Origin of the sequence: Mediterraneibacter glycyrrhizinilyticus (assembly GCF_015560805.1) — a bacterium.
GTDB classification, from domain to species: Bacteria; Bacillota; Clostridia; order Lachnospirales; family Lachnospiraceae; genus Schaedlerella; species Schaedlerella glycyrrhizinilytica_A.
Map to the genome: position 1 here is coordinate 1 of NZ_JADMSO010000011.1, position 26052 is coordinate 26052.

The 26052-nt window shown below is 47.6% G+C and carries 26 protein-coding genes; 4 read left to right on the forward strand and 22 right to left on the reverse strand.

Annotated elements, in window-relative coordinates; all coding sequences use genetic code 11:
* Positions 1–157: 157 nt before the first annotated feature.
* Positions 158–1855, reverse strand: a complete 1698-nt coding sequence (locus I2H87_RS10875) for an FAD-dependent oxidoreductase (RefSeq protein ID WP_009269041.1) — start codon at positions 1853–1855, stop codon at positions 158–160.
* 1 nt (position 1856) lies between these two features.
* Positions 1857–2177, reverse strand: coding sequence for a rhodanese-like domain-containing protein (locus tag I2H87_RS10880; protein ID WP_022152306.1), 321 nt, complete (start codon positions 2175–2177; stop codon positions 1857–1859).
* A gap of 184 nt (positions 2178–2361) precedes the next feature.
* Here I2H87_RS10880 and I2H87_RS10885 point away from each other — a divergent pair, with 184 nt between their 5' ends.
* Positions 2362–3645: a dihydroorotase gene (locus I2H87_RS10885; RefSeq protein WP_195609952.1), complete on the forward strand. Its 1284-nt coding sequence runs from the start codon at positions 2362–2364 to the stop codon at positions 3643–3645.
* Between the two features lie 148 nt (positions 3646–3793).
* Here I2H87_RS10885 and I2H87_RS10890 read toward each other — a convergent pair whose 3' ends face one another.
* Together I2H87_RS10890 and I2H87_RS10895 are read right to left on the reverse strand one after the other, a co-directional pair.
* Positions 3794–4819: an aldo/keto reductase gene (locus I2H87_RS10890; RefSeq protein WP_009269045.1), complete on the reverse strand. Its 1026-nt coding sequence runs from the start codon at positions 4817–4819 to the stop codon at positions 3794–3796.
* A 166-nt stretch (positions 4820–4985) separates the two neighbouring features.
* Positions 4986–5123: a FeoB-associated Cys-rich membrane protein gene (locus I2H87_RS10895; RefSeq protein WP_009269046.1), complete on the reverse strand. Its 138-nt coding sequence runs from the start codon at positions 5121–5123 to the stop codon at positions 4986–4988.
* A 67-nt stretch (positions 5124–5190) separates the two neighbouring features.
* Between I2H87_RS10895 and I2H87_RS14180 the strand changes: the two genes are divergently transcribed.
* Both I2H87_RS14180 and I2H87_RS10905 read left to right on the forward strand, forming a co-directional pair.
* Positions 5191–5523 (forward strand): TraX family protein, encoded by a 333-nt coding sequence (locus tag I2H87_RS14180; protein WP_408631513.1) that lies wholly within the window; start codon positions 5191–5193, stop codon positions 5521–5523.
* Positions 5524–5592: 69 nt separating this feature from the next.
* Positions 5593–5994: a metal-dependent transcriptional regulator gene (locus I2H87_RS10905; protein WP_009269048.1), complete on the forward strand. Its 402-nt coding sequence runs from the start codon at positions 5593–5595 to the stop codon at positions 5992–5994.
* Positions 5995–6121: 127 nt separating this feature from the next.
* On the opposite strand, the gene I2H87_RS10910 is transcribed toward I2H87_RS10905, so the two are convergent.
* From I2H87_RS10910 to dapF, 11 genes are all read right to left on the reverse strand, one after another.
* On the reverse strand, positions 6122–6493 hold the full coding sequence (locus tag I2H87_RS10910) for an ArsR/SmtB family transcription factor (RefSeq protein ID WP_009269049.1): 372 nt from the start codon (positions 6491–6493) through the stop codon (positions 6122–6124).
* An 89-nt stretch (positions 6494–6582) separates the two neighbouring features.
* Positions 6583–6906: a DUF2325 domain-containing protein gene (locus I2H87_RS10915; protein ID WP_009269050.1), complete on the reverse strand. Its 324-nt coding sequence runs from the start codon at positions 6904–6906 to the stop codon at positions 6583–6585.
* 129 nt (positions 6907–7035) lie between these two features.
* Positions 7036–8991, reverse strand: a complete 1956-nt coding sequence (locus I2H87_RS10920; protein ID WP_243273921.1) for an FtsX-like permease family protein — start codon at positions 8989–8991, stop codon at positions 7036–7038.
* A gap of 7 nt (positions 8992–8998) precedes the next feature.
* On the reverse strand, positions 8999–9676 hold the full coding sequence (locus tag I2H87_RS10925) for an ABC transporter ATP-binding protein (protein WP_195609953.1): 678 nt from the start codon (positions 9674–9676) through the stop codon (positions 8999–9001).
* 9 nt (positions 9677–9685) lie between these two features.
* Positions 9686–11650 (reverse strand): MerR family transcriptional regulator, encoded by a 1965-nt coding sequence (locus I2H87_RS10930; protein ID WP_195609954.1) that lies wholly within the window; start codon positions 11648–11650, stop codon positions 9686–9688.
* A gap of 218 nt (positions 11651–11868) precedes the next feature.
* Complete coding sequence (locus I2H87_RS10935; RefSeq protein ID WP_195609955.1) at positions 11869–12198, reverse strand: DUF1648 domain-containing protein; 330 nt, start codon at positions 12196–12198, stop codon at positions 11869–11871.
* 103 nt (positions 12199–12301) lie between these two features.
* On the reverse strand, positions 12302–13657 hold the full coding sequence (radA, locus tag I2H87_RS10940; RefSeq protein WP_195609956.1) for a DNA repair protein RadA: 1356 nt from the start codon (positions 13655–13657) through the stop codon (positions 12302–12304).
* Between the two features lie 98 nt (positions 13658–13755).
* Positions 13756–14169 carry a hypothetical protein gene (locus I2H87_RS10945; protein WP_009268859.1) on the reverse strand — a complete coding sequence of 138 codons (414 nt, stop codon included), beginning with the start codon at positions 14167–14169 and terminating at the stop codon, positions 13756–13758.
* 88 nt (positions 14170–14257) lie between these two features.
* Positions 14258–16693, reverse strand: a complete 2436-nt coding sequence (locus tag I2H87_RS10950) for an ATP-dependent Clp protease ATP-binding subunit (protein ID WP_195609958.1) — start codon at positions 16691–16693, stop codon at positions 14258–14260.
* A 29-nt stretch (positions 16694–16722) separates the two neighbouring features.
* Entirely contained in the window at positions 16723–17100 is a 378-nt protein-coding gene (locus tag I2H87_RS10955; RefSeq protein WP_195609960.1) for a GntR family transcriptional regulator, read from the reverse strand.
* A gap of 240 nt (positions 17101–17340) precedes the next feature.
* Positions 17341–18198, reverse strand: a complete 858-nt coding sequence (gene dapF, locus I2H87_RS10960; protein WP_022152291.1) for a diaminopimelate epimerase — start codon at positions 18196–18198, stop codon at positions 17341–17343.
* 189 nt (positions 18199–18387) lie between these two features.
* On the opposite strand from dapF, the gene I2H87_RS10965 reads away from it, so the two are divergent.
* Positions 18388–19242 carry a helix-turn-helix domain-containing protein gene (locus I2H87_RS10965; RefSeq protein WP_195609961.1) on the forward strand — a complete coding sequence of 285 codons (855 nt, stop codon included), beginning with the start codon at positions 18388–18390 and terminating at the stop codon, positions 19240–19242.
* A 25-nt stretch (positions 19243–19267) separates the two neighbouring features.
* Here the strand turns inward: I2H87_RS10965 and I2H87_RS10970 are convergent, their stop codons facing one another.
* From I2H87_RS10970 to pstC, 7 genes are all read right to left on the reverse strand, one after another.
* A complete protein-coding gene (locus I2H87_RS10970; RefSeq protein WP_195609963.1) occupies positions 19268–20620 on the reverse strand; it encodes a putative ABC transporter permease in 1353 nt (450 codons plus the stop codon).
* A gap of 162 nt (positions 20621–20782) precedes the next feature.
* A complete protein-coding gene (locus tag I2H87_RS10975; protein ID WP_195609965.1) occupies positions 20783–22093 on the reverse strand; it encodes a sensor histidine kinase in 1311 nt (436 codons plus the stop codon).
* Positions 22083–22763 (reverse strand): winged helix-turn-helix domain-containing protein, encoded by a 681-nt coding sequence (locus I2H87_RS10980; protein WP_195609966.1) that lies wholly within the window; start codon positions 22761–22763, stop codon positions 22083–22085. Before I2H87_RS10980 ends, I2H87_RS10975 begins: the two co-directional genes overlap by 11 nt.
* A 65-nt stretch (positions 22764–22828) precedes the next feature.
* Positions 22829–23497: a phosphate signaling complex protein PhoU gene (gene phoU / locus I2H87_RS10985; protein ID WP_195609968.1), complete on the reverse strand. Its 669-nt coding sequence runs from the start codon at positions 23495–23497 to the stop codon at positions 22829–22831.
* Positions 23498–23500: 3 nt separating this feature from the next.
* Positions 23501–24250: a phosphate ABC transporter ATP-binding protein PstB gene (gene pstB, locus I2H87_RS10990; RefSeq protein ID WP_243273922.1), complete on the reverse strand. Its 750-nt coding sequence runs from the start codon at positions 24248–24250 to the stop codon at positions 23501–23503.
* A gap of 49 nt (positions 24251–24299) precedes the next feature.
* Positions 24300–25130: a phosphate ABC transporter permease PstA gene (pstA, locus tag I2H87_RS10995; protein ID WP_207746089.1), complete on the reverse strand. Its 831-nt coding sequence runs from the start codon at positions 25128–25130 to the stop codon at positions 24300–24302.
* A 22-nt stretch (positions 25131–25152) separates the two neighbouring features.
* The gene (pstC, locus tag I2H87_RS11000; RefSeq protein WP_009268870.1) at positions 25153–26052 is read right to left on the reverse strand and encodes a phosphate ABC transporter permease subunit PstC; all 900 of its coding nucleotides are present in this window, start codon (positions 26050–26052) and stop codon (positions 25153–25155) included.

Sequence of the window (26052 nt, forward strand, 5' to 3'; positions counted from 1 at the left end):
TCATGCAATTCAGACAATAATAGGATTTCCCGGTTTTAAACGGAATAATTGTCGCATTTTTCTTCTGTTGCCGAGTTCATTTACATGTTCGCGGTAAAGAAATGAGTTTCTTTCATTTCTCCACCGCTTTTTCCTGCTTATGTACTTATAGAAAGATTTATTTCCTCTGATCCATCCCGCACGGCAATGACGTCTCGATCAAACTTTGTTCACGGATCACCGCATCATAAAAACGAAATCCTCCGGCAAAATTATAGCACTCCAATCCTTTCCCCGAAAGAATGCGGCTGGCAATATAGCTTCGCAGTCCGCTCTGACAAATTACATAAATTGGTTTATCCGTATCTATTTCATTCAGACGTTCTCTCAATTCATCTACCGGTATATTCCGAAAACCATCGATATGCCCATGCGCATATTCTTCCGGTGTACGCACATCCAAACGTACTATATTTTCTTTCTGGACTACCTTTTCAATATCTTCTATATGAAATTGTTTTAAAATCCCTTTCGAAATATTATCGATCATATAACCGGCCATGTTCACCGGATCTTTTGCCGAAGAATACGGAGGAGCATACGCAAGATCAAGACCTTTTAAATCAGTCGCTTTCATTTTCATATGGATTGCTGTCGCCAGCACATCGATCCGTTTATCCACACCGTCATATCCTATGATCTGTGCACCAAGAAGCCTATAACTTTCTTTCTCAAAAATCACTTTCATTGTCATCATTTTTCCGCCCGGATAATATCCCGCATGGCTCATTGGAGAAAGGATCACTTTATCTACATTGATTCCGGCTTTTTTTGCAGTTCTCTCATTGATCCCCGTTGTAGCTCCGGTCAGGCGAAAAATCTTGATAACAGAACTTCCCTGAGAACCATGATAGATGCTTTTACCACCGCAAATGTTATCTGCTGCGATACGCCCCTGACGGTTTGCGGGTCCTGCAAGTGAGATTAATACATCCGCTCCGGTCACAGAATGTTTCACCTGCACCGCATCCCCGACCGCATAGATATCTGCAACCGACGTTTCCATACGCTCGTCAACAAGAATACTTTCTTTTATTCCCAGTTCCAGCCCCGCTGCTTTCGCAAGCTTCGTATCCGGTGTGGCCCCAAGTGCCATTACAACCATATCCGCTTGAAGAGCTGTGCCATCTTTTAATAAAACATTTATGCTTTGTTCATTTTCCTCTACTTTTTCCACCGTATGACCAAGATATAACTTCACGCCATGCTGTCTCATTTCATTATGGATAAAAGATGCCATATCCGGATCAAATGGATTCATCAACTGTTTCGGGCGCTGAACGATCGTCACCACCATTCCTGATTCCCGTAAATTTTCTGCCAGTTCCAGACTGATAAACCCTCCGCCTGCAAGTATCACGGACTTCGGTTTCTTTTCTTCGATATATTTTTTAATCTTAAATGTATCTTCCACGGTACGAAGCGTAAATAGTTTCTCATTTCCGATACCGGAAATCTTCGGAAGTACCGCCTTTGCTCCCGGTGAAAGTAGAAGCTTATCATAGGATTCTTCAAATTCTTCCGCATTTTCCAGATTTTTAACGGAAACTGTTTTCCGCTCCGGATGGATTGCCGTCACTTCATGGTGTACTTTCATTTGGACACGAAATCGCTTCCAGAAACTCTCCGGCGTCTGAAGCGTCAACTCTTCCGCATCTTCGATCGTGCCGCCGATATAATAGGGCAGCCCGCAATTTGCATAAGAAATATATCCGGTCCGTTCAAATACAACAATCTCTGCCTCTTCATCCAATCTTCTGATTCTTGCAGCCGCAGTTGCTCCGCCTGCGACACCTCCTACGATCACCACTTTCATCTTATCGTTCCACCTTTCCCGTGTAGGACGCTATCCCACCGATATTTTTTACATTCGAATATCCCATTTTTCCAAGCATTCTAACCGCTTGACTGCTTCTGCTTCCCGAGTAGCAATATACAAAAAGCGGTTTCTTCTTATCCGTTACGATTCTTTCAAGCTGCCCCAATGACTGCAGCGGCACGTTCTTACTTGACGGCACATACCCCTCCTTATATTCCTGCGGTGTACGGACGTCCAAAAGAACTGCTCCCTCCGTATTTTTATATTCCACTACTCCCTGATCCATATTCGGGACACGTAAAAAATCCAAAATTCCCATATTGAACCCCTCCTGTTATTCGTATTTGTTATTCTTATTTGTTGTTCTCATCTCCTGATATATTGTATATTAAAGATTATTTATCTCTTTTTCTGTGATAATATCACATATTTTATTCAGAAAAGAAATGACTGTTCATTTTTCTAATGATATAATAATTTGAAAAAGAAAGGAATTTTATCTTATGATCATTAAAAACGGAACCATTATGGACCCTTTAACTCTTACACACAAAAAAGCGGACCTTCTTATCAAAAACGGCTGTATCGAACAGATTTTACCGGAATCCTTCGACCTGCTTACATCACCTGAATTTTCACAGGAGGCTGTGATCGACGCCGACGGTCTCATCGTTGCTCCGGGACTGATCGATACACACATTCATTTCCGTGATCCGGGATTTACTTATAAAGAAGATTTGCATACCGGAGCTTTGTCTGCCGCAAAAGGCGGAGTTACCACTGTCATCTGCATGGCAAACACTTCCCCGACCGTAGATCAGGTCACTGTACTGGAAGATATTCTCAATCGTGCAGAAAAAGAAGCGATCCGCATTTGTCAGGCTGCTGCCGTTTCCCGCTCCCTCAAAGGAGAAGAGCTGACCGATATGCAGGCATTGAAAACTGCCGGCGCCTGCGGATTTACTGACGACGGAATCCCTTTGAAAAATGCAGCATTCTGTTATGAAGCAATGAAACAGGCTGCCGCCCTTGATCTCCCGATCAGTCTCCACGAGGAAGATCCATCTTTCATCAAAAACAACGGGATCAACCACGGACCGGTTTCCGAACAGCTTGGACTTTACGGTTCTCCGTCGATCGCCGAGGAATCCCTCGTTGCAAGAGACTGTATGCTTGCACTTCGCTCCGGCGCAGATGTTGTGATCCAGCATATCAGCTCCGGTTATTCCGTAGAACTTGTGCGTACTTTCAAAGCTCTCGGCGCAAAAATCCACGCCGAAGCGACTCCGCATCACTTTACTTTGAACGATACCGCAGTCCTCAGGCACGGTACTCTGGCGAAAATGAACCCGCCGCTTCGATCCGAAGAAGATCGTCTGGCGATCATCCGGGGACTTGCCGACGGAACGCTCGATCTGATCGCAACCGACCACGCACCGCATAGTATCGAAGAAAAGCAAAAACCGCTCTCGGAAGCGCCAAGCGGGATCATCGGTCTGGAAACTTCACTAGCGCTCGGCATTACATCCCTTGTCCGTCCGGGACATCTGACTTTGATGCAGCTTCTTGAAAAAATGACGATCAATCCGGCCAGACTTTACCGGCTTCCTTACGGAAAGATCGAAGAGCACGCCGCTGCGGATCTGGTTATCTTTGATCCGGAAGAATGTTGGACGCCGGCCAAATATTGTTCCAAATCCTGCAACACTCCGTTCACCGGAACTCCACTGTACGGAAAGGTAAAATATACCGTCTGCCGCGGTGACCTCGTATACAGCGACCGATAGTCAAACTTCACTCTTCACAAAAAGACCTGCCATACAGAAAATCCGAGCGTATCACCGCTTCGCATTCCTCTGTATGGCAGGTCTCTTTTATCTTCTGCCTGTCGATATATTACGACATATTTATGTACTGCTTTACTGCTGCCTTACATCACACTTCCACTTCTCCGGCAAGGATTTTTTTATAATCTTCATAATTTTTCCGAAGCAGATTCGGCGTATCCAGTTCATACGGACATTTGCTTTTACACTGTCCGCAGTCAAGACAATTCTCGATCTGTTTCATATTCTCCTGCCACTGTTCGTTCAGCCAGTTTGCCGACGGCGCTCTTCGTACCATCAGCGACATTCTCGCACAGTTGTTGATCTGGATCCCTGCCGGACAAGGCATACAATATCCGCATCCCCGGCAAAAATCTCCGGTCAGTTCCGCCTTTTCTTTCTCGATAAATGCTTTGATCTCTTCATCGTAAACCGGGCTCTCTGTCATATATCCAAGCCATTCTTCCAGTTCTTCCATCTTCTGGATTCCCCAGATCGGAAGTACATTGTCAAACTGCGACATATATGCAAATGCTGCTTTGGAATTGTTGATCAATCCGCCTGCCAGACCTTTCATTGCAATAAATCCCATATTCCGCTCACGGCACATATTCACCAACTCCACTTCTTTTTCCGAAGAAAGATAACTAAGCGGATATTGAAGCGTCTCATATAAACCGGACTCCACACACTCTCTCGCTACATTTAACTTATGCGCAGTCACTCCGATATGCCGGATTTTCCCCTGCTCTTTCGCTTCCAACATACACTCATACATCCCTGTTCCGTCTCCCGGACGATAACACATGTCTACACAATGAAACTGATAAATATCTATGTAATCTGTCTGAAGCATGTTCAGAGAAGTCTCCAGCTGACTTTTAAACTCTTCCGGCGTCCGCCCCATTGTCTTGCTTGCTATATAAATTTTGTCACGCATGCCGGCAAACGCATTTCCTAATTTTTCTTCACTGTCACTATATGCCCGCGCGGTATCAAAAAACCGCATTCCGCCCTCATATGCCCGGCGCAGGATCCCCGCTGCCGTCTCCATATCTACCCGCTGAATCGGAAGCGCCCCGAACGCATTCTGACAGACCGTGATCCCGGTGCTTCCCAACGTAATCTGCTTCATATCCCGTTCCTCCTTATTCTATATGCTGCATAATTTTCCACTGACAATTTTAGCATATTTTCTCCAAAAGGAACAGACCTTTGAGTGTTCTATGCGCTTCTCTGCACAGATGAAAGCGTCAGCGTACAAGGAGAAAAACGCCCTTGTGCACCGACGCCGTTGATTTTTAATGACAATGTCCGCCACAGTGGCTGCAGTCACCGCCGCATTGGATTGATTTTCCATTCTTTTTATCCCGGATTATGCTCCGGATCACAAACGCCACAACTCCGACTAAAATCGCTCCAACCACAAATGTTCCCATATCTTTATCTCCTTTTCTCTGAATTTTTGTTCTATCATTCTTCTATAGTTAGTTTATACTAATCCTTTTGGAAAGTCAATCACATTCTTCGCCCTACAATTTTGATTACGCGATGACAGGGCTCATTCTGATGATGATTTTCTATCTTTACAGAAACAAGCCATGGTTAGGGATTATTATTTATACACTTTCCTACCTGCCTGCGCTGAATGGACACATGGAAGATCCGCTTGCACTGAAACTAGGGGGACATGCCATAGGGTTTGAAATTTTCGCATTGTTGGCTTTACCGTTTATTTACATTCATACAAAGTCCAACCTCAAAATTTCAAAATGGTTTTTCTACCTCTATTATCCGGCGCACCTTTTCGCAATTTTCTTAATTCAGCTTTTTATATGAACATTGCATTTTCCCTCTGAAAATGCTACCATTATACACATATACATCGAATGAAAGGAGGATTCCCTTATGGATTATATACGACATAAATCAGAAGAATCTGTGGAAGATTATTTGGAGACCATTCATATATTAAGTCAGCGGCTCCCTGTTGTCCGCTCTGTCGATATTGCAACAGAACTACATTATTCCAAGCCAAGCATCAGCGTCGCTATGAAAAATCTCCGTGCACGCGGTTATGCCGCAGTTTCCCCGGAGGGATATATCACGTTGACCGATCTTGGCAAAGAGATCGCTCTAAAAACTTATGAGCGTCATGTTCTTCTCCGCGACTGGCTGATCCGTCTCGGCGTCGCTCCCGAAACAGCCTCTCAGGATGCCTGCAAGATGGAACATGATATCAGCGAAGAAAGCTTTCTTGCGATCAAACAATATATCACCTATACCGGTCATGATGCAGATTCTCTTTGATTAAAACGGAACATCATGAAACAAAAAGAAGCTGAAAGCAAATCCAGATATAACTTTCCTCAGCTTCTTTTTATTATGCTTCTTATTATGCTTCTGCGCAAATCCACGCTTTCTTTCCCGATACAGCTCAGCCGCGGGGTTCTTCCTCGATATGTTCCCGACCCTGATTGATGATCGTCCGTACATGATCGTCTGCAAGAGAATAGAAGACGGATTTTCCCTCTCTTCTGCTCTTCACAAGTTTGTTCTGCTTCAGGATCCGAAGTTGGTGCGAAATTGCAGACTGCGTCATGTTCAGTGCGCTCGCCAGATCACAGACACATACTTCCGCTTCGAACAAAACAAACAAGATACGAATCCTTGTAGAATCTCCAAACACTTTAAACAATTCTGCAAGATCATACAATTCGGTCTCTTCCGGCATCGTCTCCCGCACGATTTTCAAAAGATTCTCATGGAGTTCAAACGACTCACAACATTCCACTTCTTTTCGTTCCATGTGTCCACCTCACAATTCTTTCGGATATGCCACGCTTCAATATATGAATACTCGTTCATTCGTATATTATAGCATGCATCCTTTTCTTGTCAAGCAGACTCCCCGTCGCATTTTCCCCCACATTTACTACATTTGCAACAACATTCTTCCAGAATCTCCGTCAGCGCTGTTCCGCTGCTTGTGTGACACCGTACGATATCCGTCCTGTCGCTGTCCACTTCATCCAGTGCACACCGCACCATCTTATGAGACACTGTACTCGTAAACAGGACAAGCACGTCCGGTGAACCAATTTGTTTATTGAAATCAGCCCTCATCTGTGTAAATACTTTGACTTTGCATTTATATGACTTACAGATTTTTTTATACCGGGCTACCATTCGGTCATGCCCGCCTACGATCACAACACTCATATACGCTTCTTCCTTTCCTTATCCGCTTAGTTAGTATTAGTTAACTTACGTGTTAGCATACACTAACCAATTAATTCTGTCAATAAGAAATGGATTGGATTTTTTGATTTTTCCGTAATTTATCGAAGTTCAGATTTCTTCCGATTCTCCCAGCATCTGAAGCACTTCTTTTTTTAATGTCGCTTTCATATATCCGGCAGAGATCAAAACTGTGAGGATAAACAGTACGATGCCGCTTCCGACCGCCAAAGAAACCGGAGGCTTCTTCTCCCCCACTGTTTTTCGGCTTTCCACTGTCTCTTTTGCTTTTCCTGTCTCTTCTTCTGTCTCTTCTTCTGTCTCTTCTTCCGTCTCTTCTTCCGTCTCTTCCCGGGCTTCTTTTTCCTCCTCTTCCTGTACTGCCTGAACCGCCGCATTACTGTAAGTCGTATCAAATTTCAACTCGGTTTCTGTCTGCTGTCCGACCATCCCGGCTGTCACATAGCCGGTCGCACTTCCGCAAAAGATACCTGCGGCTGCCAGCACTAACATTCCCGATAATACGGAAACCGCACACTGACGTTTCATTCTTCCGAGAAGCCGCTCGACTGCGATCCGTTCCTGCTGTCCGGATATAAAGAGATTTGCGAAAAACAATAAGATTAAAAATGCCATTGCCAGACCGCCGGTCAGAAAGATTTTCGACGTCATTTTTCTGCTTTCCAGATCCTCTTTTAATTCCGTATAACCGTTATCATAGAATTTGATCTCCAGCCCATCGATCCCCTGCTTCTTCCATCCCTCCATATATTCCGCGATCGAACCGTTCGGAATCTGAAAAGATGTATTGTAACTTTTCATATATCCGGCTCCTGTTCCCGTGATATTTTCACTCCATGCTTCTTCCGGCACGGTGTTCCATGGGATGATCACCTCATACATCCCCAATTCCGAATCATCTTTTTCCGCCGATTGACTGACCGTATAAATACCGACGATCTCATATTCCCGCTCATCAAATACCGGATAAATCTCTCCATCCGTATTCAGGATCGTGGGCGCGGACATTCCGTTTCCGCCGATATAAGAATAGTCTGCATAATAGAGCGGCAATGTCACCCGATCTCCTACTTCTTTCTGTAAAAGCACTGCAAGCTGCCGTGGGATCAGACACACGTCCGCACCGGTTTCATACTCTTCTCCGGAAATGTCACGCCCCTCCTCAATCACTGCCTCGCCGCGGTAGAACGGCAGTAACAGTTTCGTTGCCCCCACCGGAGTGACCGGGATGGTCCTGTTTTCATATTCCTGAGTATGTGCGACATTCAGCCACCGCTTCCCACTCTCTGTCTCATAAAATCCATCCGTTACCTCATCATAACGAACGCCTTTGTTCTCCCCACTCTCTAGATACGGATCCGGCTTTTGCTCTCCCTCCGGTGTAAACTGACTGGACACAATTCCATTTGTAAATCCATACTCCAATTCAAACGGATCCAATGCGTTCTGTGCCGCCAGTTCTCCATGCACAACGCCCTGTTCCCGAAGCTGCATGATATAGGTCTTTCCTGCTTCCAGTGTCACCGGTTTCTCCGAATGTTCATCGCAGAACCAGATGATCTCCCCCTCTTCTCTGGCCCCCTCCAAAACCTTTGTGATCCGAAGCGGGATCGACTCGGTCGCCGTCCTTGTCTCTGACACCTCTGCCTCCACCGTGATCACCGTTGTTCTCCCGATCCCCTGATACATCTGCTCGACGTACGCTCCCAAATGCGGTCTTAATTTCGCCTCTGTCAGATAGGGCGCCCCGTCGAAATCCAATACCTCATCCGAAATCCGCTCCCCATACACACCATGATTGATATAATAGTAATCCTGAAGCGTCTCATCCCAAACCGGAATTGTCCGGACTTCTTCCTGTTTCTGTTCTACGGTCGCAATGGTCGTATAGATTTTTTCAAATTCCCGTTCCATCCCACTGCTCTGATACCAAAGACTTCCTCCCACAGCAAGCAGCAATGCGGAAACTCCGACAAGCACGAAAAACAGGATACTCCGAAGAGGCGTCCGAAGCATTTGCTTCATACTATAATAAAATGTCATCATTCTCACCTCATTGCTTTTTTATCGATAACAATCTCCCGTCTTTCATCGTCATTTTTACGTCTGCCGAAGATGCCACCATTGGATTATGTGTCACCACGATCACCACATAATCCATCTCATGCGCCAGTTTCAACAAAAGCTGTACGATATGTTCCTCATTTTCCGAATCCAGGTTGCCGGTCGGTTCGTCAGCCAGCAGGATATTTCCGCCCGCTGCCATTGCCCGCGCGATCGCAACCCGCTGCTGCTCCCCGCCGCTCATCATTTTCGGATACTGGCGGAAAATTTTCTGATCCAATCCGACTTCCTCCAGACTTTCCACTGCGCGCTGCATCGCTTCTTTTCTGGATATCCCCTTCAATTCCAGCGGATACATCACATTTTCCAGCGCAGTCAGAAGCGGAAGCAAATGAAATGCCTGATAGACGACTGCCGCCTGCTTTCTGCGGTACGCATCCCGATCCATTGTTGCAAGATCTGTTCCCCTGATCAACACTCGCCCGGAATCCGGCGCATCCAGTCCTGCCAGCAGCGACAAAAATGTACTTTTTCCGCTCCCGGATTCTCCGACGATCGCATACAGACTGCCGGCTTCAAACCCACACGAAATATCTTTGACCGCTTCGATTTTCTGATATTGATTCTGATAAGAATAACTGATATGTTCCACTTTGATCTGTTCCATATTTCCCTCTCAATCCCGGCGTGCCAACACAGCCGCTATACTGATCCGTCCAAACATCCACATCGCTGCCGCCGCTCCCAGAAGATAACACACAAGAAAGATCACCCAGATCAACCCGGCATGCCTTATCTTTGCAGCGCCCGCCGCAACTCCCGCAATCGCTCCGAGTCCTCCGCCGAAAGCCGCCAGCAGGATATGTTCCGAAAAAAACAAAAGGATACATCGTTTTTTACTTGTTCCAAGCGCCCGCATCACTGCATATTCTTCTCTTCTTCCCTGAAGAAGCAAATGCGGGACAACATAACCTGTCAGAAGAACGATCAGAAACAAAAACGGAAGATAGCCTTTCAGCAGATTCAATGTCCGATCCAGATTTCCTGCCGTTTCTATAAATACCGCATCATCAAACCGGATCGCGGATCCTGCATACGAATCTTTCGCCGCAGTGACAACCGTCTTCATCCCGGCATCTTTCAAGTCTTGCTTTAATGCATTTAATTCCATCGGATCTTTCACGGTGAATGAAAGCGCGGAAGCAAAATACGTTTTATCATTCTTTTCAAACAACTGCTTTGCATAAGAAAGAGGAATCAACAATTCCGGCGGCTGCGCTTCCGCCAATGTATCCGACCGCTCCATCACTCCTACGATCGTCATGTTTTCCGTACTCATCTCTTCCCGCTCCAAATATACTCCGGACAATGTCTGTTTGTAACGTCCCAGATCCAATGTGATCATCTCTCCAGGTTCATATCCGTACTTTTCCAGAAACGCCTTATCCGCAATACAGACTTCCCGTTCGTCTTTAAAAAGATCCCAATTCCAATCCTCACACCACTGTACTGATTTTTCGGCGATCTTCTTCGTACATGCTTCTGAACTGACACCCCATATTTTTGTTTCCTCCGTTGCCGGTATCGCTTTCTGTCCCGTCTCTGTTTTTTCTTGATCCGGAGAGATATTTTTATCACTTTTAACTTTACCAAGCAACTCTACAATTTCTTTTACATCTTTTACATTTCCGTTTTTATATAACGCATCCAATACTTCCTCTCGTATAAAAAGACCGTTTTTCAACATTCCGTTTGGACTTGCGATTTCCGCTGTCACCGGGATCTTCTCCGCAAGACCGTCAAATTGTGCCTGTGTGCGGATCAAATTTCCAAGGTAAAATGTAAGTACGAGCACTGTCAAAAAGCAAATAGTCAGATTCAATATACTTTTTGTACGGTGCCTATGTATGTTCATACCGATCAAATGGATTCCCTGAAATAATTTCTGCCGTCCCGGCGAGATCGTCTGATCCGGGCGCGTCCGTTTTTCTCGTCTGCATATGATCTTTGTTCCCATGCATTTTGTCTTTGGATCTTCTTCCAGAACAGAGACAACCGTATAATTGACACTGTCAAGCTTGATCTCCGGGTATCGCCCCTTTTTTATGATTTTCAGTTTCATCCCATGTCCCGCGGCATATTCCTGTATCGCCTGCAGGAGTGTCCCCTCCGTATTTATCGGATATGGCACATGAAATGAAAATCTGCGTTCTTTTTCCTCCTGAGCGATCTGCTTATAATCATTCACGATCTGTGCAAACATACCGCCGCTTCCGGACATACGCTCCATCCGTTCCAGATAAGCATTCACATCAATAACCGCATTCTTCTCTTTCCGGATACTGGCACATACTTCGATCGCAGCCTGCAGCTGCTCTTTCTGTGAAAGAAGTTGTTCTCTTTGATGCTCAACCGCCTCTTTCACCGAAACTTCTCCGTTTACTACGCGTTCGATTTCTTTCAGCGGCATATCCAGCATCCGAAGCATCTTGATCAGTTTAAGGCGCTCCACATCTTTTTGGGAATAATCCCGGTAATCATTCCCATCCGTCCGCGCCGGCTCCAAAAGCCCCTGACGCTCATAATACCGGATATTCTGCCTTGTCAATCCGGTCAGCTCTTCCACCTGTTTTGTGTTCACACCCTCACCTCCTTTGCTTGTTATGCTCCTATCTTAAAGTGTATACCACTCATACAGTCAAGCGTTTTTTCATTTTTACGAAAAAAACGGCAGTTCCTCACAAACTGCCGCTTCATACAATCTTACTTTTTCATCACCAGATGATACTCCGAATCATAATACATCCCCAGTTCCCGGCGGATCCGGTCATTCACCCGATCCAACGCTTCCTTACCTTTTCACCGCAGTGCCATATAGATCACCCAAAATTCCGTAACAAGAACGAAACCCAAAACACCATTGATCATCCAATTGTACTGCACATCCGACCAAAACGCCTTGGAATGTGTCAGAACATATTTTACCTTTTCCCTGCCTGTCAGCCATGCAATAAAAACTTCCAACACCGGAAACAGGAAAATCTGGATCTTTCCGCTGAAATCATCCGCAACTCCATTTGAAAAATGCATCGGTATCAGATCCGGCAGGAAAAGCAAACTGATGACTGCTGCCAGACAGCCGACAATACAAATTCCCCACGCTATTTTTCTGCTGTTTAAAAATCTCATATTCATCCCTCTTTCTATACAAGGTACTTTGTTATAGAAAGTATTATAATACCCGATCCGAAACTTTTCAACATTTTCACTCGAATTCTTCACCCATTGTATTTTAAATCAGGTTCATCGCATCACTGATATTCTTCACACCCATCACTTTGATTCCCCGGATCCCTTTTACCATATCCAATGACACTTCCGGCACAACACATGTCTCAAATCCCAGTTTCTTCGCCTCGGCGACACGCTGTTCCGGCATATTGACCGCACGCACCTCGCCGCTTAATCCGACTTCTCCAAATACGATCATCTTCTCATCGATCGGACGATTCTTGTAACTGGATACGATTGCCATCACGATTCCCAGATCGATGGCCGGCTCGTTCATCCGGATCCCTCCCGCAATATTGACATATGCGTCGCAGTTTCCGAGATGCAGACCGATCCTCTTCTCCAGAACGGCCATCAACAGATTGACGCGGTTATAATCGGTTCCGGTCGCCGTCCGTCTCGGCATTCCGAAATTACTCTCACATACAAGAGCCTGGATCTCGATCAGAAGCGGACGTGTCCCCTCCATCGAACAAGCCACCACCGAACCCGATGCATTTTCCGGCTTCCCGCTCAGCATATATTCCGACGGATTTTCTACTTCCACAAGACCATTCTGCCGCATCTCAAAAACTCCGATCTCATTGGTCGATCCAAACCGGTTCTTGACGCCGCGCAGTATCCGGTAAGACGCATGCCGGTCGCCCTCGAAATAAAGCACGGTATCCACCATATGTTCCAGCACTCTCGGTCCGGCGACCGTTCCCTCCTTTGTCACATGTCCGACAATGAAGATCGTGATCCCCAAGCCTTTTGCAAGCTGCATAAATACATTCGTCGATTCCCGCACCTGAGAGACACTTCCCGGCGCAGATGTCACTTCTTCGCTGTACATCGTCTGGATCGAATCTATGATGACCAGTTCCGGCTTCCTTTTCTCGATCACGGAACGGATCGCAGCAAGGTTCGTCTCACACAAAAGTTTTAAATTTTCCTGAAACGTCCCCATCCGGTTTGCACGGAGTTTGATCTGGGAAAGAGATTCCTCCCCGGAAATATATAACACCGAACGGTTCTCGGAAAGTTTCTGACAGACCTGCAAAAGCAGCGTTGATTTTCCGATCCCCGGATCACCGCCCACCAAAACCAACGATCCCGGCACGATCCCGCCGCCAAGCACCCGATCCAATTCCGCCATCCCGGTTGTAATGCGGTCCTGATCATCCGCATTCACCTCTGACAATGATACGATCTGTATTTCCCGATCCGTCCTGCTACCGGAAGTCACCGAAGAAGCGATCACTTTCTCTTCCACAAATGTATTCCATTCTTTACACGCCGGACACTGCCCGAGCCACTTTGTCTCCTCATGTCCGCAATTCTGACAAAAATAAACTGTCTTTTTTCCTTTCGCCACGTCTTTCTCCTTTTAATATGCTGAAAAAGGGAACAGAAACGCTCTGCTTTCTGTCCCCTCTGTTTATTGCTCACTGTGTATTGCTTACTATTTATATTTTAGCATTTTACAACATTTACAGATGCATTCTCATCCGGATTCAACTCAATGCTCACGCTCAGTTTTCCGCTTAAATTCGTCGTCATCTTTCCGGCTGATTCTCCGTCGATCAGCACTTCATATTCACTCTCCGGTTCCAGTTCCAGAGTAAACTGTACATCTTCCGGTGCGGATACCTGAAAAGATACCCCTTTTTCTGTCTCCTTAAAATTCTCCACCGCACTTCCCGGTACAGACTCATAAACGAACATTCCGTTCTTCTCCAACTTCGTAATCTCTGAAAATGTCTTCACTTTATAAAGATCGCCCTCAAATTCGTAATTGTCCAGCTTCGTCTTGGATGCCAGTGTGTAATCTCCAAAGCTGAGTGTTCCGTCTTCTTCCGCGCGTAATAATTCTTTTACAGTTGCCATCTTTTTACTCCTCCTGCGTACTTTGAATTGCCATCTTCATTCGGCATATCCACAGTATATAATAATTCTTTCGTTTTTTCTACTGCTATTATTGCTTCGGATAAAATTTAATTTCCTTTTTAGAAACTCCCACATCTACCTGCTGTCCCGGCGCAACCTCACCTGCCAGGATCGCTTCCGCCAGTTTGTCTTCCAGTTCCGTCTGTATTGCCCGGCGCAGCGGTCTCGCTCCGTATTTGGCGTCCGTTCCTTTTTCCACGATATGATTTTTCGCGGAATCCCGCACATGCAGCGTTATATCCAACTGTGCTTTGACCCTTGCGGTAAATTCTTTGCACAACAGGCTGACGATCTGCTTCATATGTTCCTTGCCAAGCGGATGGAAGACGATGATCTCGTCGATACGGTTCAGAAATTCCGGTCGGAAGATCATTCGGACCTCTTCCATCACATTCTGCTTCATACGTTCATAATCCGCTTTCGTGTCTTCCTTTGCCGCAAATCCAAGCTTTTTCGGCTCCACGATCGCCTTTGCCCCCGCATTGGAAGTCATGATGATCACCGTGTTGCTGAAATCTACTTTTCTTCCCTGCGAATCTGTGATATGTCCGTCATCCAGAACCTGTAAGAGGATATTAAACACGTCCGGATGCGCTTTCTCGATCTCATCAAACAGGATCACCGAATACGGATGTGTTCTGACCTGATCGCTGAGCTGTCCGCCCTCTTCATGTCCCACATATCCCGGAGGAGATCCGATCATCTTCGCCACCGAATGTTTCTCCATATATTCGGACATGTCGACCCGGATCATCGAATCTTCTCTTCCGAAAAGTGTCTCAGCAAGCGCCTTGGATAATTCGGTCTTTCCGACTCCTGTCGGTCCAAGGAATAAGAATGAACCGATCGGCCGTCTCGGATCTTTCAATCCGACGCGTCCGCGCTTGACTGCCCGCGCAACGGCGCTGACTGCCTCTTCCTGCCCGATGACGCGTCTGTGAAGCGTCTTTTCCAATTTCTGCAGACGCTGTGCGTCGCTTTCCTCCAGTTTCTGCACCGGAATCTTTGTCCATGCGGAAACAACTTCCGCGATCTCGGATGCTCCCACCTCCGGATGTGCCGACCGGTTCTTTTTTTCAAGACGTTTCTTTTGGTTCCGGAATTTCTTCAATGCCTCTTCCTGCTCTTTCTGAAGCAGCGCCGCCTCGGTGAAATTCCCCTCGCGGATGCAGTCCTCTTTCTGCCGGATCAGTGATTTGATCAGATCTTCCAGCTGCATCAGTTGTTCCGGAGCCTGATAGCCTTTCAGTCCCACTTTGGAACAAGCCTCGTCCAGCACGTCGATCGCCTTGTCCGGCAGGTTCCGGTCGGTGATATATCGTTCCGATAACTCCACGGCAGCCCGGACAGCCTCATCTTGGATCATCACATGGTGATGTGCTTCATACCGTGTTTTCAATCCCTCTAAAATCGCAGTACACTCTTCTTTCGTCGGTTCTTCCACCGTGATCGGCTGGAATCTCCGCTCCAGAGCCGCATCTTTCTCGATATATTTGCGGTATTCTGCAATCGTCGTCGCACCGATCAGACGCAGTTCTCCTCTGGAAAGCGCCGGTTTCAAAATGCCGGACGCATCCATCGCTCCCTCCGCGCCTCCTGCGCCGATCATCGTATGCAGCTCATCCATGAACAGGATCACATCCGGATCCGATTCCACTTCTGTGATCAGCCGCTTCATCCGCTCTTCAAATTCCCCGCGGTATTTGGAGCCTGCGATCAGCCCTGCCAGATCCAATGTATAAATGCGTTTGCCCCGCATGCTTTCCGGAACCGCTCCGATCGCAATACGCTGTGCGAGTCCCTCCAAAATAGCTGTCTTTCCGACTCCCGGTTCGCCGACAAGACATGGATTGTTCTTCGTCCTGCGGCTCAAAACCTGCATCAGACGGAAGATCTCTTCTTCTCTCCCGACGATCGGATCCAGCTTTCCGTTCTCGGCAGCCGCCGTCAGATCATGGCAGAACTGCTCTAACGCGCCGCCCCTGCCCCGGCTCTCCTCCTGAATCTCATCCTGGTACTCTTTCGGATCGATCCCCGCCGCATACAAAATATCCTGAAATACTTTCTGCAAATTGATGTTGAGTGTGATCAGGATCCGGGCAGCCACACATTCCACATCCCGTATGATCGCCATCAGGATATGCTCCGTTCCGATCTCTTTCATATGAAAATGTCCGGCTTCCCTGGCGCTGTCCTCCATAATATAGTGAAACCGTGGGCTTTCTTTCGGTCGTTTTCCCTGTATGCCCTCCTCTTCCGGTGCGATCAGTTCATCCATCAGCTTCAGGATCTTTTCTTCATCCACACCATGCTGTGCCAGTACCTGCCCTGCCACACCTGTATACTCTTTCCGAAGTCCAAGCAGCAGATGCTCCGTTCCGATGTACGGATGTCTCAGCTTCTTTGCCGAAGCCGCCGCATATCGGATCGCTCCCTCCGCCTGCTTTGTATAACGATTCTGCATAAATTCTATCTCCTGTTTTCCTATTTCTGTCATACGAGAGCTCCGTATTCCTCAAAGATCTCGTCCACCAGTTCGTGCACTTCCTCTCTGGTAATATTCTTGCAGCATCCTTTTGCAAGAATGATCCGAAGCTGTTCACGCATCTCCTCCAACGCTTTCAGCTTATCGGCATCCAACGCGATCACCGCTCCCCGTCTCTTGTCAAGACTGATAAAGCCCTCCTGCTTAAGCACATTATATGCTTTGTTCACTGTATGCATGTTCACACCGACTGTCTCAGCCAGCTGGCGCACAGACGGAAGCGAATCGCCCTCCTGTATCGTAGATGTGGCGATCCCAAGAATGATCTGGTTGCGAAGCTGGATATAAATAGCCTCGCTGCTGTTAAAATCAACCTCTATCAACATAACATCTTCTCCTTTGTACAGCGCCGTTCCCTCGAAAACTTTATCCGGGCGGAAACTGCCGACACTGTTATAGGTATCATAGCACAATCCACCGCCCCACGCAAGCACAGAGTGAAAGAAGCCCCCATATCACTTCACAGACAAAAAGCCTGTATACCGGCTCCACGGGATTTTTCATGTTGTCCCCGCAGCTTTGCCGATATACAGACCTTTTGATTCTCTCACGATTCTCTTCTCACATTATAATGCGCGCAGTTTTTCCGCAAATTCACTGCTCAGCGTCACTTTCGCCACATAGAACACATCTCCGGTCATATATGCCTGCCAGTCCTCATCAATTTCCACCTGCAGGTCGCCGCCCGGCATATGCACGACCACTTTATTCCCGGTCATCCCGAGTTTGTACGCCACCGCCGCAGCCGCACAGGCTCCGGTCCCGGTCGCCATCGTATATCCTGCTCCGCGCTCATACGTCTCGATCGAGATCTGATTCTCATCGTCCACACGCATGATCTCTGTATTCACACGCTCCGGAAAATATCTCGCCATCTCGGAAAAGTTTCCGATCTTGCATACAAGCGGTTTGGAAATCTCACGCATCGGGATCACACAGTGCGGATTTCCCACAGACACACATGTTGCCGGATAGAGTGTGTTACCGAATACCATATCTTCATTGATCACTTCGCGGCGCTCTCCCGTCACCGGAACCTCATCGCTCCAGAACGAAAGTTTTCCCATCGACACACGAAGCCTGCTTCCGTCTTCATTGAGATAAGTGATCTCCACTTCCCCGCCGTCCGTCAAAAGCTCGTATTTTTTCTTTTGTACATATCCCGCATCTTTCAAATATTTCGCAAAAATGCGGACGCCGTTTCCACTCTTTTGTGCAATGCTTCCGTCCGGATTCCAGATCCGCACCGCCATATGTTTTTCACCGAGAATCGGTCCCTCCAGAATACCGTCCGATCCAAGTCCCATATTCCGGTTACAAAGCATCGATACATTCTTTGGGTTCAGCTCCAGCTCATTTTTATTCGGATCAAATACCAGATAATCATTTCCCAGTCCATGATACCGTTCCAACACCATCTTCATGATATGACCTCCTTGCGCCTGCATTCCGTTCTTTTTCCATAAATCTCTTCTTTATTATATGAATGGTTTCTTTTATTATATCAGGCATTTTTTGTCAGAAATATATATAAAGTGCTTTTTATATTGCAAATAATGCTGTATATTAAAAATGAAACCTGATTTACATGCCAAGAAAGGAGACCATTGCTCATGTCGGAAAGATACCCGACCGAAGAATACGGCAAACGCGGCTATCTCAACAGCGATTTCCGCATTTTTCATCTCAAAGATCAACTGGCAAATGAATTTGAATTTCATTATCATGAATTTCACAAGATCACTATTTTTCTGAAAGGAAACGTGCGTTATTATATAGAGGGAACATGTTATGAACTGGAGCCTTACGACATTGTGCTCGTCAACCGGAACGATATCCATCGGGTGGAAACGGATGCTTCCGTCCCCTACGAACGGATCATCGTCTACATTTCACCGGGATTCATGGAAACCTATCGGACAGACGAGTATGATCTGAGCGACTGCTTTCTTCGCGCAAAGACAAAGCATTCCCATGTACTGCGCATCCCCTCCCCGGAAAAGAGTGCGCTCCTGCACGCGATCCACCGGCTGGAACATTCCTTTGAAGACACAGGCTATGCTTCCGGACTGTACAGGCAGACTTTATTTCTGGAATTTATGATCCAACTGAACCGTGCGGTCCAAAACCGCAGGATCGGCTATCTGGATCGTGGTCTGGCCAATCCGAAGATCGTAGAGATCTTAAATTATATCAACTCCCATCTGACGGAACCCCTCCCCATTGATTTTCTGGCGCAGACTTTCTATCTCAGCAAATATCACATGATGCGCCTTTTCAAATCCGAAACCGGATACACGATCGGAAGTTATATCACTTATCGCCGGCTTTTGCTCGCCCGGGATTCCATTGCCTCCGGCATGAATGTAACGGAAGCCTGTTTTTCATCCGGATTCCGGGATTATACGACGTTTGCGAGAGCTTATAAAGCAGAATTCGGCGTTCCCGCACGGACGGCAAAGCCATGATCCTAAACGGAAACGCCGAATGTGATTATTCTACTACTTTTGCATTCGGATAGATCCTCTCCATCCGTTCATCCGGGAAATGATCGTCAAGAAATTCTTCGACTGCATTTCCCGCTTTCTTTTCTCCGGTATGGCGTTCGGTATATCGTCCCAGCGCCATTCCCGACATCAGGATATTGAATATCATAAAAACGACTAAGATCCATGTAGCGGTTTCTCCGGCTTTCTTCGGAATCTTTTCGATCCAGTCCGACAGTCTCGGATACAAAACGCGCATCCATACAACCGCCGCGATTCCCCAGAAAAAACAGTACAGCAAGTTGATCCTGCCGCCAAGATTGAACGGGATCTTACTGTAATCCCAGAATACGGTTCCGAACACCAGCTCGGTAAATACGCTACAGGCGTATTCATATGCACCGCCCAGCACGGTTCCGAACACAAAGATAAAACTGTCGCTTTTATTGCGGTACTGATAAAGGATCATCGTCAGAAAAACGGCTCCGAGCCCCCATACGATACTGAACGGTCCGTAGACCACACTGCTCCGGCTCATCAGCCGACCGCTTGTCACAAGACAGAAGATCGTCTCGGTCACATCCCCCAGAAATGCGCCGATAAAAAACAGACTGACCAGTTTGTAAAATCCGCAACCGACCGCAAATCTGCCGGCTTTTTCTTTCTCTTCTTCCAGCCGTTTCTCCCGTTCCAGTTCCGCTTCCAAAAGCTTCTCGATCTTCAGTTCCGGATAACGATTTCCGAAATGCCGCAGGACAAATCCAGTCAGACCTTCACCTAAGAAATCTGCCTGTTTTTGGAGACTCTCGGAAACCGTGCCTACCAGCCCGTTTTTCCGGAGTTTGGATTTGGCTGCCAGCACACCGCTGACCGTTCCGACAAAATCCAGAAACAGCACCACATAAATGACCGGCAGTAAAATATCGCCTGCCCAGCGCGGCAGCATCGCGATCCCGCGCATTAAAAGCGGATTGAAAAAGCAGATACTTCCGACCGCGGCCACGCCCCACACAACCACATAAGGCAGATTGACGCGTCCGCCGAACTGAAACCGCTTCCGCGAATAATCCCACCATTTGCGGTGGAACACATATTCCAATATTCCCCCCGTCATATATGTGACAATAAACGCCACAACCATACCGCCTAAGAATAAAAACGGCAGATCATTCCGCAGTTCCGTTAAAAGTACCGCAAAGGCGATCCCCCCGAATCCGTATGCCGGACACCATGGACCGTATAAAAAACCTACGTCGATAAATTTTCTTTTTCTGATCGCCGCTGCCGCTGTTCCGACGCCCCATCCGAGGACACTGTAAATCAGGAAAAACCACAACAGATCATACGCTGTGTAATTCAAACTATTTCCTCCTTTGTATCACCGACAAATCCGCTGCTTTTTCTAAATTGGCTGCAGAGATTTCTCTATATCAGAACATCATACCGATTCAGGTTCTGTTTGTCAATGAAAGTTTGAATCACTTCACGCTTATCCACTTCATTCTTACCTCTGATCTGCGGTCTAAAATAAGATATCGATCCGCGTTCCCTCTCCGACCTTGCTCTCCACCTGTACGTTTGCCCCGTGCAGGATCGCGCCGTGTTTGACAATGGACAAGCCAAGCCCGGTTCCGCCCCGTTCTTTGGAATGACTTTTGTCGACCCGGTAAAAACGTTCAAAAATCCGGTCCAGATGTTCCTCCGGAATCCCGATCCCGTTGTCTGTCACACTGATCTTTGCTCCGTTCAGAGTTTTTCCGCACCAGACGACCACACGTCCGCCCTCATTGTTATACTTGATCGCATTCTCACAGATATTATAGATCATCTCATCCAGGATCTGCCGGATTCCACGGTAAACGACCTGCTCTCCCTGCACGCTCACCTGAACACGGCGCGCATTTGCCTGCGGCGACAGGCGGCTTACGATCTCTCTGCAAAGTCCATACAACTCCACGTCTTCTTTTTCCAGTTCCACCGACTCCTCATCCAGCTTCGATAATTTGATGATATCCTCGACCAGTGTGATCAGACGTCGCGCTTCCTTATATATGCGCTCGGAAAAGTTCGGAATATCCTGCGGTCTTACGAGCCCGTTTTTCATGATCTCCGCATAACCGGAGATGGAGGTCAGCGGCGTCTTCAGCTCGTGGGAAACATTTGCCGAAAACTCTTTTCTCATATTCGAGACTTCCTCTTTTTCCCGGTTGCTCTGATCCATCGCAGTCAAAAGCGGAGTCAGTTCCTCATATACCATATTGTCCAGCGGATGTTCGATATCCAGTTCGTTGATCGGTTTGATCAGCCTGCGTGTCTGCCAGCTTGCAAGAATGACCGTGAGCAGGATCATCACTGCCGCGATCAAAAACATGACCGGAAGCATCCGAAACGCTGTTCCCGCAAGGCTCTCCATATTCTTAGACACGCGAAGTACGGTTCCGTCGTCCAGCATCGTCGCATAATAATACATCTCCCGGTCCCGTGTATCCGACATTCTCGTGATCTCGCCCTCTCCGGAAGCAAGCGCCTGCTTTACTTCCTCTCTGCCTTTGTGATTTTCCAAAAGGCGCTCGTCTCCTCCGGAATCATAAAGCACGGTTCCGTCCGCCCCGATCCGTGTCACCCGCGTATTCACTTCTACATTATCCAGACGTTCCAAATAATCCGAACCGACAATGTCCACGGCAGTCCGGATATAACGCGCTTCCTGCTTCACCTCGGATTTGAGTAGGCTTAAATTCTGATAATAGACAATAAACGAAAAAAATCCATAAGAAAGAAGCAGTGCCAATCCGAGGATTAGCACCATTGTTTTCTGTATTCTAGCTCTCATACGCTTCTCCGATCCGATAACCGACACCGCGCACGGTCTCGATGATCGCGCCTTTTTCTCCCAATTTGTGACGGAGCGTCCGCACATGTACATCTACGGTACGGGTCTCTCCGTCAAAATCATACCCCCATATATCTTCCAGAAGCTGATCTCTTGTCAGCACGATATTCCGGTTACGCATCAGCCGCTCCAGCAGCTCGTATTCTTTCAATGTCAAGGTTACGGTCTGACCGTCTACCGTTACTTCATGCTTTTTCACATTCATCTTCACACCGTCGATCTCCAAATCCGCCTTATCTGCCGTCTGACCGGAACGGCGGAGCACGGCTTTGATCCGCGATACCAGTTCCATCATTCCGAACGGCTTTGTCACATAGTCGTCCGCTCCGGAATCCAGACCGATCACTTTATCATATTCGGTACCTTTCGCCGTAACCATGATCACCGGGATGTCCTTTGTCTTCGAAGAACTTTTCAGCTTGCGCAGAATTGCCAGACCATCCTCCCCCGGAAGCATGATATCAAGCAAGATCAATTCCGGCGTATCAAATGCCAGCGCCTCCATAAATTCTGCTCCCTCCGCAAATCCTTTCGCTTTCAGCCCCGTTGTCTCCAATGTATAGATCACCAGTTCCCGGATATTGTCGTCATCTTCTACGCAATAGATCATTTTTTAAGCTCCTTTATCCATTTACTCCTGCTTTGTGCATTTCGCCGTCCCTTTGGGCAAACGTCCTAGTCTTCTTTCATCAGCATTGCATTGTTGCGGTGCACGCCCGTAATGGAAAATTCCACCCACTCCGCAATGTTTGTCGCATGGTCCCCGATTCGTTCCAGATACTTGGTCACCATGATCAGATCGAAGATCTGCTTGCCTCTCTGACCTTTTTCTTCCTTGATATAGGCGATCATCTGCTCCTTGACTTCCTCAAAGCAGGTATCCACCGCATCGTCTTCCAGGATCACATTCTTTGCAAGTTCCAGATCTTTGGATACATACGCGTTGACACTGTCGCGCACCATCTTGCTGACTTCCCCTGCCATCACGCCGATCGTCACAAGTTCATCCTCGGAATATCCGTTGGAGGAAAGTACGATCTCCGCAATATCCGACGTCTGATCCCCGATACGCTCCATGTCCGTGATCATCTTGAGCGCCGCGGAAATCCTCCTGAGATCCTTTGCCACCGGCTGCTGCTGCAAAAGCAGTTTCAGACAAAGCCGCTCGATGTCTTTCTCCATCTGATCGATCTCCTCGTCTGCGGACATCACTGCCCGCGCCTGCTTTGCATCCCCCTCTCGGAGCGCTTTCGTCGCATTCGCGATCGCGACCTCACAAAGTTCGCCCATATGAGTAAGCTGCTCATCCAAAATCTGTAATTGTCTGTCAAATCTGTTCCGCATAAATCAGCCAAACCTCCCTGTAATATAATCTTCTGTCCGCTTGTCCGCCGGGATCGAAAATAATTTCTCCGTATCGTTGTACTCCACTACCTCGCCGAGCAGGAAAAAAGCGGTATTGTCTGATACGCGGACTGCCTGCTGCATATTATGCGTGACCATGACAATAGTATAGTCTTTTTTCAGCTCCATCGCAAGGTCTTCTATCTTCGATGTGGAGATCGGATCCAGCGCGGATGTCGGTTCATCCATCAGAAGCACCTCCGGTTCCACCGCAAGCGCTCTCGCAATACAAAGACGCTGCTGCTGTCCGCCGGACATCCCAAGCGCGCTCTTTTTCAGACGATCCTTACACTCATCCCAGATTGCCGCATTGCGAAGCGACCGCTCCACGATCTCATCCAGTTTTGCTTTGGAACGGATCCCATGGGTGCGTGGTCCATACGCCACATTATCATAAATACTCATCGGGAACGGATTCGGTTTCTGGAACACCATTCCCACCCGTTTTCTTAATAAGTTGACGTCCATATTTTTAAAAATATCCTGTCCGTCCAACAAAATCTGCCCCTCGATCCGGCATCCCTCCACAAGATCGTTCATCCGGTTGATCGATTTTAACAGCGTGGATTTTCCGCACCCGCTTGGTCCGATAAACGCGGTGATCTTATTTTCCTCTATTTCAAGGCTGACATCTTTCAGGGCTTTAAAATCACTATAATATAAGTCCAGATTTCTGATGCTTATCTTTGACATGTTTCCATCCTCTCTTTTTCTGTCTTTCATCTGTTCCGTTCTCTGTCCGTTATGCTTTTGTCAGGCGTTTTGCAATGACACCCGAAAGGGTATTGATCCCTACAACAAGGACGAGCAGTACCACGGCCGTCGCATACGCCTGATCCATGTAGAGTCCCTCGCTTGCGAGATTATACATATGTACAGCCAATGTCCGCCCGGATCCCATCACGCTGGACGGTACTTTCGCCACGGTTCCAGCCGTGTACATCAATGCCGCTGTCTCCCCGACGATCCGCCCGATCGCCAGAATGACGCCCGCCAAGATTCCCGGTACGGCAGACGGAAGCACGATCCGAAATACGGTGCGCAGTTTTCCCGCTCCCAGCCCGAAACTTCCCTCCCGGTAAGAATCCGGAACCGATTTCAGAGACTCCTCGGTCTGACGCATGATCAGCGGAAGAATCATAATCGACAAGGTGAACGCTCCTGCCAGCAGGGAAAATCCCCAGCCCAGCGTATTGACAAAAAACAACATTCCGAACAGCCCGTACACGATAGACGGGATTCCGGAAAGCGTCTCCGTTGTCAGTCGGATCACTCCCATGAATTTATTGCCGCGTTTGGCATATTCCACAAGAAAGATCGCCGCAAAAATCCCCAGCGGCACAGCGATCAAAAGCGACAGTCCCGTCATAATGACCGTGTTGATCAGCGCCGGCATTAGCGAAGCGTTCTCCGACGTGTAATGCAGAGAGAACAACGACGGCTTTAAGTACGGAACTCCATGTACCAGAATGTAAACGATCAGAAAAATCAGTACAAGAAATGTCAGGATCGCTCCGAACATCACAAGCAGCATCATGATCAGAGAGCCCGGATGATTCAGGTAATTTTTCATTTTTTGCTTTAACGTATTTCGATTACTCACGTCCGCTCCTCCTGTTCAACAGCGCTACGCTGAAATTAATGATCAGAATAAATACAAACAGTACCACGCCGGTCGCGATCAGCGCCTCCCGGTGCAGATCGGTCGCATATCCCATTTCGATCACGATATTTGCAGTCAGTGTCCGCACGCCTTTTAAGATACCAACCGGCATTCTCGCCTGATTTCCGGCTACCATGATCACCGCCATCGTCTCGCCGATCGCGCGCCCGATGCCGAGTACGATCCCCGCGATCACACCGGATTTGGCTGCCGGGATCACGATCCGGAAGATACTTCTTTCATGGGTCGCTCCCAGCGCGAGAGATCCCTCATAATAATGGGTCGGCACGGCGCGGATCGCCGCTTCGGTCGTTCCGATGATCGTCGGCAGGATCATCATGCCGAGCAGGACCGATGCGGTCAGCATACTGTTTCCGTTCCCCCCGGATGGAAACAGCGCCGGGAACGCATTGTGCAGCATTTTACCGAAATCACGCATTGCCGGAACCAGCACGACAAGTCCGAAAAATCCGTACACAACCGACGGAATCCCTGCGAGAAGTTCGGTTGCCGCTTTCAGCGGTTTATAAATCCGTTTCGGACAGTACATCGCCATAAAAACAGACGTCAGTATTCCGATCGGCACACCGATCAGAATCGCTCCCGCCGTCACATAAATACTTCCGACGATCATCGGCAGGATCCCGAAAATCTTGTTGTTCGGTTTCCACATTTCTCCGGTGATAAATTTTACAAATCCAATCTCTTTCATCGCAGGGACTCCATTTGCAAAAAGAAAGATACAAATGAGAGCTACCGCCAGCACCGAGGCGCAGGCGGCAATAAAGAAGACTCCCTGCATGAATTTTTCAGTCCATGCTTTTGATTTCAT